We start from the raw sequence: 15,310 nt of genomic DNA, 5'->3' as shown, positions 1-15,310 counted from the left end.
CTGATTGTCCGTGGCGTGTGATGGGCTGGATCCATGACCAGTACCCTCCACGATGCTCCGCAGGCGTCCTCCCCCGAGATACCGGATGTGCCGTCGCGGACGGCCCGGGCGGGGTACGACGCCGTCCTCGGGTCACTGGAGCACGTCACCGGTCAGGTCCTGGTCCTCGGTGCTCCCGGCAGCGGGAAGTCCTCACTGCTCACGGACCTCGCCGTCCGGCGCGTCGAAACCGGTTCGCTCGACCCCGAGGGGCTGCTCCTGCTCGCTCCGACCCGTGCGGCGGCGACCCGGCTCCGGGACGAACTCACCGCGAAGCTCGACCGCAGCATCAGCACGGCGCCCGCCCGCACCTGGGCCTCCTACGCCTTCGACCTCATCCGCCGGGCCAAGGCCGAGGGAAGGACGCCCGCCATTCCGCGCGCTCCGCGGCTGTTGTCGGGCGCGGAACAGGACCTCATCATCAAGGAGCTCCTCTCCGGACACGGCCGCGACGGTGCGCCCGGACTCGACTGGCCGTCGAGCCTCACCCTGGCGCTGCCTACGCGGGGTTTCCGGCAGGAGATCCGCGACCTGTTCGACCGCGTGAGCGAGTACGGCGTGCCCGCCGACGACCTCGCGGACTGGGGCGAGCGGTTCGACCGGCCGGACTGGGTGGCGGCGGCCGCGCTGTACCGCGAATACCGCGACGTCCTCGACCTCCGGATGCCCGAGGCCTTCGATCCGGCCGGGATCCTCACCGCCGCCCGGGAGATCCTCGAGACGGACCGGGACTTCCTCGACAGGGAACGGAAGAGACTGCAGCTGATCCTCGTCGACGACTACCAGGAGGCCAATCCGGCGGTCCATGCGCTGCTGGGACTCATCGGAGCGGGCACCGACGTCGTCGTGACCTCCTGCCCCGATACGGTGGCACAGGGTTTCCGCGGCGCCCGTCCCGAACTGACGGGGCGCCTCGCCACCCTCTTCCGCCGGGGCAGTGGCCTGACCACCGTGACCCTGCCCGGGTCGCTGACGATGCAGGGCCCGCTCGCGGAGGCGTGGGGCAACGTCGCCGGCCGCATCGCGACCAGCGGTGTCAGCACGTCCTACCGCGCCCTCCCGGACGTCGTCGCCGACGAACGGCAGGACGGCCGGCAGGACGTCCCGCCTTCGCACGGTCCGGCGGTCTCCGCCCACGTGCTCGACAGCGTCTTCCACGAGCAGCGGTTCATCACGCAGCGGGTACTCGAAGCCCACCTGTTCGGCGAGCGGAGCCTCGACGACATCGCCGTGATCGTGCGCAACGGCGCGCAGGTGTCCGCCGTCCAGCGTTTCCTCACGGCACAGGGTATCGCCGTGAACGTGCCGGCGGCAGAGACCGCCATCCGGGAGGAGCCTGCCGTCCGCCCCCTGCTCGATCTCTACGCCGTGGCCGTCGGACGCGCGGAACTCGACACCGAGCTGTGCATCTCGCTGCTCACCTCGAGGATCGGTGGTGCGGGCAGCCTCGACCTCCGGCGACTGCGCCAGATCCTGCGGCGCACGGAACTGCAGCAGGGCGGCGGCCGCACGAGCGACGAACTCCTTACGGCCCTGTTCTCCGCTCCCGAGGAGATCGCCGCCCTCCCCTCCGAGGGTGCCCCGGTCCGGCGCCTGCACCGCATGCTGGAGGCCGGCAGGGCCGCCGCGGCGGACCCGGCGCGGGACCCGGAGACGGTCCTGTGGGCGCTCTGGTCCGCCTCCGGGCTCGCACAGCAGTGGTCCGGAGCGGCCCTGTCCGAGGGGCCCTCCTCCACGCGCGCCGATCGGGACCTGGACGCGATGATGGCCCTCTTCCACACAGCCGAGCGATTCGTCGAGCAGATGCCCGGCGCGGATCCCGAGCTCTTCCTCGACTACCTCCTGAGCCAGGACATCCCCATGGACACGCTGGCCCAGCGCACCAGTCGCCAGGCGTCGGTGTCGGTGCTGACACCGGCGAGCGCCGCCGGCAGGCACTGGCCGCTGGTGATCGTGGCGGGCGTACAGGACGGCGTCTGGCCCAACCTCAGGCTGCGCGGTGAACTCCTCGGCTCGGGCGAGCTGCGGGCCCTCCTCGATCACGGCGAGTCCTTCCGCAGCACCCGCGATCCGGTGTCCCTGCTGCAGGACATCCGCTTCGACGAGCTGCGGACCTTCTCGCTGGCCGTGTCGCGGGCAACCCGGGAACTGATCTGCTGCGCTGTCTCCTCCCAGGACGAGCAGGCCTCCCAGTTCCTCGACGTGCTCGACCCCCTCCCGCCCGGGACGGCCGAACGGCCCCGCACCGAGGTGCTGCGGCCGGTCACCCTGCGCGCCCTGGTCGCCGAGCTGCGCAAGTTCGCGCAGGACCCGCAGGCCGGCGCCGCCCTGTCGCGGGAGGCCGTCCAGCACCTCGGCCGCATGGCCGTGCTCGAGCCACCGGTACCGGGGGCGCACCCGTCGCAGTGGTGGGGGGTCCTGGGGATGAGCAGCGAGGAACCCGTGATCCCGCAGGACCAGCCGATCCCGGTGTCGCCGTCCAAGGTCGACTCCGTGCTCACCTCGCCCCTCAGCTGGTTCGTGTCTGCTGCCGGGGGAGAGCGGACCACCGACTTCGCCCGGTCCCTCGGCACGCTCGTCCACCAGATCGCGCAGGACCTGCCGGAGGCGACCGGCAACGAGTACGTGCGCGAACTCGAACGGCGCTGGCCGCAACTCGGCATCAAGGACACCTGGGAGGGCCAGGCGGACTTCAGGCGCGCAGAGGGCATGGTGCGCAAGCTCGCCGCCTACGTGCTGTCGATGCGCCAGGACGGGAGAAGCCTGCAGGCAACGGAGGTGGATTTCTCGGTGGACCTCGATGTCGAGCTGGACGGGACCCGGCGGATCGCCCGGCTGCGTGGGCAGATCGACCGCCTGGAGGTCGACGGGGACGGACGATTCGTGGTCGTCGACCTGAAGACGGGCAGGAGCACGCCCGCCGTGGCGGACATCGAGCGGCACCCGCAGCTGGCCGCCTACCAGACAGCGGTGGCGTCGGGTGCGCTGCAGAATGACGGCACCGGCGGCGCTACTGCCGACGAAGCGGCGGACGATGCGGCGAGTGCAGCCCTCGCGGAAGACGGTGTCGCCACTGCGCCTGCCGGGCCCGCGGTGCCGGGAGGCGCGTCACTCGTGCAGCTGGGGACGAAGTCCAAGGGGGTTCCCATCCAGGTGCAGCCACCCGTGGGCCCCGAGGACACCTGGGCGAGGACGATGATCGAGGACGCCGCAGCCCTGATGGCGGCCGCGACGTTCGACACCATCCACGACCCGCGGCGGTCCGGGTTCGGGGGCAGCGGCTGCCGCCTGCCCGAGATCTGCCCGCTGTGCGAGGAAGGAAAGCAGGTGACGCAGCAGTGAGCACCACAGCATCGACCCCGGCCGCCGGCCCGCGGTCCACCTACCGGTACTCGGCGCGCCAGTTGGCGGAACTGCTGCACACGGACCCGGATGCTCCCGTGCAGTATCCGACGGAGGACCAGGCCCGCGTCATCGAAGCCCCCCTGGAGCCACTCCTGGTCATCGCCGGTGCCGGGTCGGGAAAGACCAAGACCATGGCGGACAGGGTCGTCTGGCTCGTCGCCAACGGACTCGTGCGCCCCGAGCAGATCCTGGGTGTCACCTTCACCCGGAAGGCTGCCGGGGAGCTCGCCTCCCGTGTCCGTCAGCGGCTGGCCCAGTTGTATGCCTCCCTCGCACAGGACGATCCGGATTCCACCGGAGGGGATGCGCTGGACCGGCTCGATCCTGCCATCTCCACCTACCACTCCTTCGCGAACGGCATCGTGCAGGACTACGGTCTGCGGATCGGTGTCGAACGCGATTCGGTCATGCTCGGCACCGCGCAGTCCTGGCAGCTCGCCTCCTCGGTGGTCGAAGCGTACGACGGCGAATGGGAGCACTTCACCGCCGCCAAGAGCACCCTCGTCAAGGGGGTGCTCGACATGGCGGGAGAGTGTGCGGAGCACCTGGTCAGCCCGGCGAGGGTGCGCGACGAACTCCGACGCCAGATCGAGCACGTCGTCGCCCGGCCGTACGTCGCGGGCTCCGGCAAGGCCGCCACGCAGAAGGTGCACGAGCTGCTGAACAAGCTGCGCACCCGCATCACCGTGACCGAACTCGCCGAGCGCTACGCCGCGGCCAAACTCGCACGCCGACAGCTGGACTTCGGGGACCTCGTGTCCCTGGCCGCCAGGATAGCCCGCGACATCCCGGAGGCGGGGGCGCTCGAACGCGAGAAGTACAAGGTGGTGCTGCTCGACGAGTTCCAGGACACCTCCCATGCGCAGATGGTGCTGTTCTCGAGGTTGTTCGCCGACGGACGCTCGGTCACCGCGGTCGGTGACCCGCACCAGTCGATCTACGGTTTCAGGGGGGCTTCCGCCGGGCAGCTCGCCACCTTCCGCACGGCCTTCCCCAGGGTGACCGCGGACGGCCGGGCGCCGTCGGACGTCGCGCACCTGTCCGTCGCATGGCGGAACGCGACGTCGATACTCGAGGCGGCGAACACCGTGTCGGCGCCCCTCAACGTGCCGGCGCCGTGGCTCCGGAATACCACCGTCCAGCACGTCCCCGGCCTCGTCGCGCGACCCGGCGCCCCGCTCGGCGAGGTCCTCCTGGGGCGCTTCCTCACCGATGCTCCCGTCAGGGCGGGAGAAGCAGGGCCTGAGGGCGCAACCGGTACCGCACCCGGACCCGCCCCCAGTGAGGCCGAGGCCATTGCGCGGGAGGTCCTGCGACAGCGCCGGCGCAGCTACGAGTCGGACGACGGCGGCGCACCGCTCCGGCCGACCATGGCCGTCCTCTGCCGCGGACGCAAGCAGTTCGACCCCATCCGGCGCGAACTCGAGCGCGCCGGTGTCCCGGTCCAGGTGGTCGGCCTCGGCGGATTGCTGCGCACCCCGGAGATCGTCGACCTGCTGGCCACCCTGAGGGTGCTCGGCGACCCCGACCGCTCGGATTCGATGCTGAGGCTCCTATCCGGTGCGCGGTGGCGCCTGGGACCAGCCGACCTGATGGCGCTCGGGGACTGGTCCCGCCAACTCGCCCGTACCCGGGAGGCGATGTTCCGCCACGGCAGTGCGGCGGGGGAGGAGCTCGACGCCGAGCAGAGCAGGGACGCCGTCGTCGCCCCCGACCTCGCCGAGGCCGGGAGCCTCGTCGAGGCCGTCGACTACCTGCCGCCGTCGGACTGGGTGTCCTCCGCCGGCAGGGCACTGAGCGACACGGCCCGGCACAGGCTCCGCGCCCTCCGCCAGGAGCTGCGCATGCTCCGGAGTTTCGTGGGCGACGACCTCGGCAGCATGATCGGGGAGGTGGAGCGCACCATCCTGCTCGACATCGAGGTGGCCGCGAAACCGGGGGTGAGCATCCATGAGGCGCGACGCAACCTCGACGCCTTCACGGAGGCCGTCGCAGGATTCGTGTCCACCGCCGAGCGCGTCGACCTCCCGGCGTTCCTCGCCTGGCTCGAGGCGGCGGACCAGGAGGAGGACGGCCTGCCCGTGACGCAGCTCGAGGCGAGCAGGGACGCGGTGCAGCTCCTGACGGTCCACGCCTCGAAGGGCCTCGAGTGGGACGTCGTGTTCGTGCCCGGCCTCAATGAAGGGTCCTTCCCCAGCGGCAAGGACTCACGCTGGAGCAGCGGCGACTCGGCCATTCCCTGGCCGCTGCGCGGGGATGCACCCGAACTGCCACAGTGGGACTGGGAACAGCAGGACCAGAAGGAATGGCTGGCCAGCGAGAAGGAGTTCACCGACGAGGCAAGGGCGCACGCCGAACGGGAGGAACGACGCCTGGCCTATGTCGCCTTCACCCGCGCCAAGCACTCGCTCGTCTGCACGTCGTCGGCCTGGGGTGGTGGGCGGTCGAGGCCGTCCGCGCCCTCGCCCTACCTGGTGGACCTCGTAGCGCTCGCGGAAGCCGGAACCGAGGGCTTCCTCATGCCGCAGTGGCTCCCGGAGGACAACGAAGGTGATGCCAATCCGGCGAATGCCAGCCCCGAACGCGCGTCGTGGCCGTTCGATCCGCTGGGGACCCGACGCGCCGCCATGGAACAGGCGGCGCGGGCCGTCCTCGAACAAGCCGCTGCGCCCGCACTCGAGGTCGACGTCGACGGCGGGCGCTGGGGGCGGGAGGTGAGGCTCGCGCTGGCCCGGCAGGCCCGGGAGAAGGAACGGATGCCGCTGACGCTGCCCTCGCACATCTCCGCCTCGACTCTCGTGGAACTGCGCGAGGATCCCGACGCGGTGATGCAGCAACTGCGGCGCCCGCTGCCGCGGCGTCCCGGCTCGGCGGCCCGCAAGGGCACCGCGTTCCACGCCTGGATCGAGGAGTTCTACGGGTCCGGAGGGATGCTCGACCTCGGCGACTACCCCGGCGGCGCCGATGCCCATGTCGACGAGACGCTCGGCCTGAAGGAGATGGCCGCGATCTTCGAGCAGTCGGAATGGGCCCTTCGCGAACCCGCGGCCATCGAGGCGCCGATCGAGACGAAGATCGGCAGCATCGTGGTGCGCGGCCGGATCGACGCGGTGTTCCGCGACGCCGACGGCGGCTGGGACCTCATCGACTGGAAGACGGGTCGCCCGCCCGCGCCCGACCGGCGCGCGGCCAAGGCCGTCCAGCTCGCCGTCTACCGGCTCGCCTGGTCACGGTTGAAGGACGTCCCGCTCGAGAAGGTGCGCGCGGCGTTCTTCTACGTGGCGGACGACCTGGTGGTCCGGCCGCACGACCTCGCCGACGCGGCGGAACTCGAGCGGATCATCGCAGCAGCGGGATCTGCCGGATCTGCGGGATCCGCCGGATCCGCCTGATCGCCCTGTGGGAGGTGGAACCCGGTGCTGCTGCGTAGGGCGACGGCAGGGGCTTCGGCAGGAGCCTCGTCAGCAGGTCGGGGCGTCAGCTGCCGAAGGACACGATGGGCAGGGCCGACGTCGCGACGTCGTCCGGAGAACCCGCGCCGGGCTCGCTGTTCCTCAGGAGCGTGACCTTCGACGAGGTGGTCGCGGGACGAGTACGGCCCGCTGTCAGGCGGGCGTAGGCCAGCGATGATCCCGAGGGCGTCCCGTGGTCGTCATCACCGTGATGCAGCGCGGAGCGATCCCCATGGCTGCCGGAGTGGTCGGCGCCGTGTCCGGACGGCTGGCTGACCGGGCGACGGTGCTCCTGGTCCGACGCACCGTCCGGGTCATAGGCGTGGCTACCGGTCCCCGGGGACCGGTCGGCGCCGGTGAGGTGCTGTCCCGCGGCGGGTGCCACAGGCACTCCCTCCTGGGACCGTGCCGCATCCCGGGCACTCCCGTCGTCGTCGGTCGATCCGTCCGGCGAGTCGGGGCGGAGCGTGCCCTCTTTCCTCGCCGGAGCGTCGATCGACGGGTCGTGACCCCCGGCCGGGTCCTCCCTGTCGGGGTGCACGGCAAAGCGCTCATCGCCCGCGGCGTAGTGGTCGTCGTCGGTCCCGAGCTCGTTGCCCCATTCGAGGCGTTCCTCATGCGCCCGGCGCGCACGCTCGGCCGCCTCGTGCTGTTCCCGCTCGATGGCCTCCACATCCGCTTCGAGGGTCGCGAGCATGCCCTCGGCCTCATGGACCATGCCGCGGTCCTCGAGCGCCACCCCGCGCACCAGCCACTGCGCGAGGGCGAATTCGGCGGCGAGCGCGGCGCGGCGGGACAGGTGGGGATCGACGGCGGTCGAGCGGGCCGCGGCGTACGCCTCGTGGACGGCGTCGACGAAGGCGGTGTCCTCGGCAGCAGCAAGCCAGGCGAAGTCCTCGGCGGGATCGCCGATGCACAGATCGGTCCAGCCCGTCACGGCGGACACGCGCCCGGCGGCGATCAGGAGATGGTCCTCGTGCAGGTCGCCGTGCACCACCGTCGGGCTGAAGCGCCAGAGCGCCACGTCCTCGAGGGCATGCTCCCAGCGGCGCAGCAGGATCGCCGGGATCTTCCCGGTCGTCGCTGCCTGGTCGAGTTCGTTGAGCTTGCGCCGGCGGTACTCGTTCGCTTCGTAGCTGGGCAGGTCGGCGCGCTGCACCATGTCCTGCGGCAGTTCGTGGATGGCAGCGATGACGCGCCCGAGTTCCCGCGCCATCGTGCGCCCGCCCGCGGTGAGCGTGTCGAGAGCGCGGGTCGTCCCGGCGAGGTGCGAGTACACGAAGGTGCTGAGCTCACCCTGGCGGACACTGCCGGCCATGTGCGGGATGAGGAAGGGGAGCTCCGCCTTGATCGCGGGCGTGAAGGCGCGCAGGGCCTGCAGCTCGGTCTCGAGGCGCATGCTGGCCTCCGCGTGCCTGGGCGAGCGGACCCTCCACTGCTTTCCCGCGTCGTCGACGAGCAGCGCGGAGTCGAAATCGGCGGCGTCGTCGGGAGCGCCGGCGACGCCCGTCGGTGCCAGGCCAGGTACTGCGGCGCTGGCGATGGCGGCAAGTTCCATGGGTGTCCGTTTCACAAGATCCACCGTAGGGCGTCCCCGCGCCGCCCGCCCATTCCGGTGCGGCGAGTCGCCAGATGCACCACTCGTTTCCGGTGCCGCACTACTCCTCCACCCGAGCCTCGCAGAATGTGTTTTGGGAGAGCGAGACCGTACCGTAGATGCATGACCGATTCCCTCCGGACCCTCGTGCTGCCTCCCCTCGGATCGCTGCCGCTGTCCCGCGCCGATTCCGACCGGGACGGTGATGCGAGGACCACAGAGAACCTCCTCGACACCCTGTGGGGCTCCGACGAGACGGGGGTCCTGCCCTTCGCCCGGGGGAAGGCGCCGGTCGTGGGCGGCGGGCTCCGGCTGGTCGCGCCGTCCGAGGTGGAGCGCCCGGAACTGCTGGTCTACCTCGGGCGGATCAACGAGGGCGCCACCGATGCCGGGAGGCAGGTGGTCCTCGCCGTCTTCGAGGCGGAAGACGCCGCACTGGCGCCCGTCGACCAATGGGTCGGCATCCGCGAGATCGCGGCATCGCTCGACGCGCGGGACACGGGGCTGTTCGTCCAGGGGGCCGCCATCGCCAACTGGCACGCAACCCACACCCACTGCCCGCGCTGCGGCACGGTGACGGAGGTGCGCGCGGCCGGGTGGGTCCGCCAGTGCCCCCGCGACGACTCGGAGCACTATCCCCGCACCGATCCGGCGATCATCGTCTCCGTGGTCGACGACGACGACCGGCTGCTGCTCGGGTCCGCCGTCGCATGGCCCGAGGACCGGTTCTCCACGCTCGCCGGTTTCGTCGAGCCCGGCGAGTCCCTCGAGGCCGCCGTGATCCGCGAGGTCGGTGAGGAGTCCGGCATCGAGATCGAGTCCCCGCAGTACCTCGGGTCGCAGCCCTGGCCCTTCCCCGCATCGCTGATGCTCGGCTTCACAGCACGAGCCCTCACCACCGATGCCGTACCGGACCGTGAGGAGATGCGGTCCCTGCGCTGGTTCACCCGGGAGCAGCTGTTCGCCGAGGTGCGGGACGAGAAGATCGCCGTCGCCGGCGGTGTCTCCATCGCCCGTGCCCTGATCGAGCGCTGGTACGGGGGCCCGCTGGACGAGGAGCCTTCGGAGGCGCGCCCCTAGTGTCCGGACTACTGCTCGAGGACAGCATCCTCGAGGGGCTCGACGACGAACAGCGGACGGTGGCGAGTACCCTCACCGGTCCGCTCTGCGTGCTGGCAGGAGCCGGTACGGGAAAGACCCGCGCCATCACCCACCGCATCGCCTACGGCGTCCACACCGGCGTCTACAAACCGCAGCAGGTGCTCGCCGTGACCTTCACCGCCCGCGCGGCGGCAGAGATGCGCACCCGACTCCGCGACCTCGGGGCCGGGGGAGTGCAGGCCCGTACCTTCCACGCAGCTGCCCTCCGACAGCTCCAGTACTTCTGGCCCCAGGCCGTGGGCGGACCCCTTCCGGCGCTGGTGGACCACAAGGCCCAGCTCATCGCGGAGGCGGCGCGTCGCCTGCGCCTGTCGACGGACCGCGCTGCCATCCGGGATGTCGCGGCGGAGATCGAATGGGCCAAGGTGTCGATGCTGACGCCCGACGGGTACGCTGCCGCAGCGGCAGGCCGCGCGGAGCCGGCGGGGATGGACCTCATCACGGTGTCCAGGATCTTCTCGGCGTACGAGGACCTCAAGATCGACCGCAACCTCATCGACTTCGAGGACGTGCTGCTGACCACCGTCGCCATCCTCGAGGAGGACGAGAAGGTGGCAGCCACGGTGCGGGCCCAGTACCGCCACTTCGTGGTCGACGAGTACCAGGACGTCTCGCCGCTCCAGCAGCGCCTCCTCGACCTGTGGCTCGGGGAGCGGAGGGAACTGTGCGTCGTCGGTGATGCCAGCCAGACCATCTACTCCTTCACGGGCGCGACATCTCGGCATCTCCTGGACTTCACCAAGCGCTACGAGGGCGCCCAGGTGGTGAGGCTGGTGAGGGACTACCGCTCCACCCCCCAGGTGGTCCGCGCAGCCAACACGCTGCTGGCGGCGCGGAGCAGCGAGGCCGACAGGCGGGCCGTGGGCACCACCTGGTCGGCGCCGCTGGAACTGATCGCGCAGCGGGATCCCGGCCCCGAGCCCGTCTTCACCGAGTGCAGTGACGACGAGGCCGAGGCCGCGGAATGCGCACGGCGCATCGGCGTGCTGCTCGACCAGGGCGTGAAGGCGAGCGAGATCGCGATCCTCTACCGCACGAACGGCCAGTCCGAGGCGTACGAGCAGGCGCTGGCGAGCGCGGGCATCGGGTACCAGTTGCGTGGCGGGGAGAGGTTCTTCCAACGGCGTGAGGTGCGCGATGCGTTGCTGCAGCTCCGGGCAGCGGCACGAACCCAGGGCGACGAGGACGTACCCCAGCAGGTGCGTGATGTCCTGGCGTCCCTCGGCTACACCTCCGTCGCACCCCAGAACTCCGGGGCTGTCCGTGAGAAGTGGGAGTCCCTCGCGGCCCTCGTCGGCCTGGCGGACGAACTCAACAGGGTCCGGGGGCCGGAGGCGTTCACCCTGCAGACGTTCGTCGCCGAACTCGAGGAACGCGCGGCCGCCCAGCACGCGCCCACGGTGCAGGGCGTCACGCTCGCTTCCCTGCACTCGGCTAAGGGCCTCGAGTGGGACGCCGTCTTCCTCGTCGGGCTGAGCGAGGGGCTCATGCCCATCTCGTTCGCCGACACGCAGGAAGCCGTCGACGAGGAACGCCGGCTGCTCTATGTCGGGATCACCCGGGCACGGGTCCACCTGTCCATGTCCTGGTCCACTTCCCGCTCACCCGGCGGACGGGCCAGCAGGAAGCCCTCGCGGTTCCTCGACGCACTCCGCCCCGCGAGTGCCGGCCAGGCGTCCTTCCGCCAGCCGCGCGCCAAGGCCTCCCGCAAGTCATCCGCGCCGGCCGTCTGCCGGGTCTGCAAGCGCCCGCTGCTGACGGGCTCCGAGCGGAAGATCGGGCGCTGTAACGACTGCCCGGTGAGCTATCAGGAGGAGACGTTCGAGGCGCTGCGCGCCTGGCGGCTCGTCGAGGCCCGTGAGAAGGACGTACCGGCCTTCGTCGTCTTCACCGATGCCACGCTCGTCGCGATCGCCGAGGCGAGACCGCAGACCCTCGACGAGCTCGGAGAGCTGGCCGGGGTCGGCTCGTCGAAGCTCGAGCGCTACGGTGACGCCGTCCTCGAGATCATCAGTGACAACTCCTGACGCAGGACGATCGCCCGATCCGGCACGGCTGCCGGTGGAGGTACGGCGGTCGCCACGGCGGAAGCGGACGGTGAGCGCCGATATCCGGGACGGCGTGATCCGCGTGTCCATCCCTGGTCATTTCTCGGCGAGCCAGGAGCGCCACTGGGTGGATCGGATGGTCGAGAGGATGTCGGCGAAGTACCTCGCCGCCCCCACCATCGATGACAACGAGCCCGTGCCGGCGCTGCTCCAGCGGGCCGAGCGGCTCGCCGAGCAGTACCTCGGCGGGAGGGGAGTGCCGTCCACGATCGGCTGGGTGACCAACCAGAACTCCCGGTGGGCCTCGGCTACCCCGGCGCGCCGCACCATCCGCCTGTCCCACAAGCTGCAGGGCATGCCCGAGTGGGTCGTCGACTATGTGATCCTGCACGAGATGGCCCACCTGATCGAGCCGTCCCACAACGCCGTGTTCTGGAAGCTGCTGACGGCCTATCCGCGGACCGAGACGGCGAAGGCCTTCCTCGAGGGCGCGGCGTTCGCCGCCCATCGCACCCCGTCCGGCGGGCCGGACGACCTCTGACGACCCGTCGAGCTGCTGGAGAACCAGGCGCTCGACGGGACGTCCCGGCCCCCAGGACCGCGGTGGTCAGCGGGGAGCGTCGTCGCCGCCGCTGCTTCCGGGTCCCTGCTCCGTGCCGGGATCCTCGCTGTCGGGATCCTCGGCGGAGCCGTCCCCGTCTACCCCGTCCGGGCCATCCTCGTCCTTCGGTTCGAAGTCACCCGCGAGAAGGCGCTGGAGGGCGGCGTCGACGTCCGCGTCGGAGGACTCGATGAGCTTCCGGCGCTTGGAGAATCCCGCCGGATCGTCGAGGTCCTCGGCCGTGGGCAGCAGGTCCGGGTGCTGCCACAGGGCGTCCCGTCCCTCGATCCCGCGTTCCGACGTGAGCAGCGACCAGAGGGCGGCGGCGTCGCGCAGGCGGCGGGGCCTCAATTCCAGCCCGACGAGCGAAGCGAACGCGTGTTCGGCCGGTCCGCCCGTCGCCCGTCGGCGCCGGACCATCTCGCGCAGTGCACCTGCCGAGGGCAGGTTGGCGGCTGCCGCGGCCGTCAGTTCGTCGACCCAGCCTTCGACCAGGGCGAGCGTCGTCTCGAGTCGAACGAGCGCGGCGTCCTGCTCAGGCGTCCGCTCGGGCATGAACACGCCCTGGGAGAGGGCGCCCTGAAGGCTCTCGGGATTGGTCGGATCGATGTCGCGCGCGGCTTCCTCGATCTTGCCCATGTCGATGTGGATACCCCGGGCATAGCTTTCGATACTGCCCAGCAGGTGGCTCGTGAGCCAGGGGATGTGGGTGAACAAACGGACGTGGGCCGCCTCGCGGACGGCGAGGAAGAGCTGTACCTCCTGGGCGGGGATGTCGAGCCCTTCGCCGAACGCCGCGACGTTCGCGGGGAGCAGCGCCATGCGCCCGTCGGCCAGCGGGACACCGATGTCCGTCGAACCGACGACGTCCTTGGACAGGGCGCCGACGGCCTGGCCCAGCTGCATGCCGAACATCGCGCCACCGACGTTCTGCAGCATCGAGGCGGGGCCGCCCATCATGCCCATCATCGACTTCATCTCCTCGGGCAGCTGCTCCGAGATGACATCGGAGAGCGCTTTGGCGATGCTCGTCGCGACGGGTTCGGTGAGGCGCCGCCAGGTCGCCATGGTGGCTTCGACCCATTCGGCGCGGGACCAGGCGCGCCCCAGCTGACCGGTGCTCGGGAAGTCCGTCACGGGGTCGAGCCACATCTCGGCGAGCTTCAGCGACTCGTCGACGCTGCGCCGCTGCAGGGGCGTCACCGAAGGGTCGCTGTCGGACGCTGCGACCCGGCGTGCCTGCTCATGGGCCATCTGCCAGTTCACCGGCCCCTCGCTCGGCGTGGAGAACATGGCCTGGACCTGCTGCATGATCATCGCCATCGCTGCCGGGTCCGAGGGCAGTCCGGCCGCCTTGGCGATCTCCTGGGGGTCGAATCCGCCGCCCCCGCCGCCGAACATCTTCGACAGCATCTCGGACAGCGGATCCTGGGGCGTGTCGTCGTCGCCGTTCGAGGGGTTGGATGGGTTGGTCACTGATACCACCGGTCCTGGGGAGTAGCTTGGCGGGTCCGGCGGAGGGCGAAGCCACTCCAGCCGGCTGTGGAAGACACGCTACCGGCCCGGCCTTGCCGGTGTCCCTCACGCCATGCACCGTTCGCTGAGGGCAAAGCCGTGCCGGACGACGCCGTGCCGGACGACGCCGTGCCGGGCGACGTCGTGCCGGACGACGTCGTGCCGGACGACGTCGTGCCGGGCGAAGGCGGGGAGCGCCTCGCGGACACCCCGGGAAGACGATGGGGCGGGGCGGGTGGACGAGCGCAGGAACCCTGCGGCCGTCCACCAGGAACGGCGACGGTGAAAGCGTCTACCCTAGGGGTGCGGTACGGCACCCATTGTCCCGGCGCCCGCCGCCCGCGCCCGAGGCGCCCGACAGAGAGAAGCACAGTGACGCAGCCTGCCCACGTCGAGACCTACAGTCCCGGAGAGCCCACGCGGCCGAGGGACCCGCGCTTCCGCGCGATGGCGGTGTCCGGCGGCCTCGCCGTCGTCCTCTGCGCCGCCGCCGTCCTCCTGCCGTCGCCCTACGTCATCGAGTCGCCGGGGCCGACCTTCAACACGATCGGCGAGGTGAACGGACAGCCGCTGATCCAGGTGGAAGGCAGGGAGACTTTCCCTCCGGAGGGAGAACTGGACCTCACCACGGTGTTCGTGAGCGGCGGGCCGAACGGACAGGTGAACGTGCTCGACACGTTCCGCGCCTGGGCGAACCCGAACGAGAACGTCCTGCCCGAGCAACTGGTGTATCCGGAAGGAACCACCTCGTCGGACCTGCAGGAGCAGAACGCCGTCGCGATGACGTCGTCGCAGGAGTCCGCGATCGCAGCGGCACTCTCCCACGAGGACATCGACTACACCGAGGAACTGTCCGTCGCCGGCTTCGCCACCGACTCCGCGGCGGAGGGCATCCTGCGGGAAGGCGACATTCTGCGCACGATCGACGGCGAAGGCATCGAGAACATCGGAACGCTGCGCTCCGCGTTGAACGGCGCCGAGGGTGCGCCTGCCACCCTCTCCATCGTCCGCGACGGCGCACCGCTGGACGTCGATGTGACGCCCAGGGAGTCGCCGGAGGGCGGCTACCAGCTGGGTATCGTGCTCGCCTCCACGTTCGAGTTCCCCTTCGACGTCACCATCCAGCTCGACAACGTCGGCGGACCGTCCGCCGGGACGATGTTCGCCCTCGGGATCATCGACACCCTCACCGAGGGGGACCTCACCGGAGGCCGGCACTTCGCGGGAACGGGCACCATCGATTCAGCGGGGGTCGTGGGCCCGATCGGCGGCATCGCCCAGAAGCTGGTGGGCGCAAGGTCCAGCGGTGCCGAGTTCTTCCTGGCACCGGCGGAGAACTGCGGGGAGGTCGTCGGTAACATCCCCGACGGACTGACCGTGGTGAAGGTCGAGACGCTCGACGACGCCGTGGAGGCGGTCGAGACGCTCGGAGCCGACGGGGATCCCGCCACGCTGCCCTCCTGCTGACCGGGAGGGTCCTCGGCGGCCGGCC

General features: G+C 70.9%; 8 protein-coding genes. 6 read left to right on the top strand and 2 right to left on the bottom strand.

The genetic code is table 11. The features are described 5' to 3' along the window. The first annotated feature begins 33 nt into the window (after positions 1-33). Together ACIQCY_RS03395 and ACIQCY_RS03390 are read left to right on the top strand one after the other, a co-directional pair. The gene (locus tag ACIQCY_RS03395) at positions 34-3,381 is read left to right on the top strand and encodes an ATP-dependent helicase (RefSeq protein WP_400482487.1); all 3,348 of its coding nucleotides are present in this window, start codon (positions 34-36) and stop codon (positions 3,379-3,381) included. Beyond that, entirely contained in the window at positions 3,378-6,836 is a 3,459-nt protein-coding gene (locus ACIQCY_RS03390) for an ATP-dependent helicase (protein ID WP_400482486.1), read from the top strand. Before ACIQCY_RS03395 ends, ACIQCY_RS03390 begins: the two co-directional genes overlap by 4 nt. Before the next feature lie 85 nt (positions 6,837-6,921). On the opposite strand, the gene ACIQCY_RS03385 is transcribed toward ACIQCY_RS03390, so the two are convergent. Further along, positions 6,922-8,454 (bottom strand): phosphotransferase, encoded by a 1,533-nt coding sequence (locus ACIQCY_RS03385; RefSeq protein WP_400482485.1) that lies wholly within the window; start codon positions 8,452-8,454, stop codon positions 6,922-6,924. Positions 8,455-8,616: 162 nt separating this feature from the next. Here ACIQCY_RS03385 and nudC point away from each other — a divergent pair, with 162 nt between their 5' ends. The 3 genes from nudC to ACIQCY_RS03370 are packed head-to-tail and all read left to right on the top strand — an operon-like array spanning position 8,617 to position 12,243. After that, complete coding sequence (nudC, locus tag ACIQCY_RS03380; protein ID WP_400482484.1) at positions 8,617-9,573, top strand: NAD(+) diphosphatase; 957 nt, start codon at positions 8,617-8,619, stop codon at positions 9,571-9,573. Further along, entirely contained in the window at positions 9,573-11,681 is a 2,109-nt protein-coding gene (locus ACIQCY_RS03375; RefSeq protein ID WP_400482483.1) for an ATP-dependent DNA helicase UvrD2, read from the top strand. Before nudC ends, ACIQCY_RS03375 begins: the two co-directional genes overlap by 1 nt. Continuing rightward, positions 11,668-12,243: a M48 family metallopeptidase gene (locus ACIQCY_RS03370; RefSeq protein ID WP_400482482.1), complete on the top strand. Its 576-nt coding sequence runs from the start codon at positions 11,668-11,670 to the stop codon at positions 12,241-12,243. Before ACIQCY_RS03375 ends, ACIQCY_RS03370 begins: the two co-directional genes overlap by 14 nt. 66 nt (positions 12,244-12,309) lie before the next feature. Here the strand turns inward: ACIQCY_RS03370 and ACIQCY_RS03365 are convergent, their stop codons facing one another. Then, a complete protein-coding gene (locus tag ACIQCY_RS03365) occupies positions 12,310-13,716 on the bottom strand; it encodes a zinc-dependent metalloprotease (protein WP_400482783.1) in 1,407 nt (468 codons plus the stop codon). 474 nt (positions 13,717-14,190) lie between these two features. Between ACIQCY_RS03365 and ACIQCY_RS03360 the strand changes: the two genes are divergently transcribed. Beyond that, positions 14,191-15,285, top strand: coding sequence for a PDZ domain-containing protein (locus ACIQCY_RS03360; RefSeq protein WP_400482481.1), 1,095 nt, complete (start codon positions 14,191-14,193; stop codon positions 15,283-15,285). The last annotated feature ends 25 nt before the right edge of the window (positions 15,286-15,310 follow it).

The sequence above is a fragment of the Arthrobacter sp. NPDC092385 genome, assembly GCF_044755105.1.
Lineage (GTDB): Bacteria > Actinomycetota > Actinomycetes > Actinomycetales > Micrococcaceae > Arthrobacter_D.
Note: the sequence above shows the minus strand (reverse complement) of the source record. Positions and strands in the feature narration are given on the sequence as shown.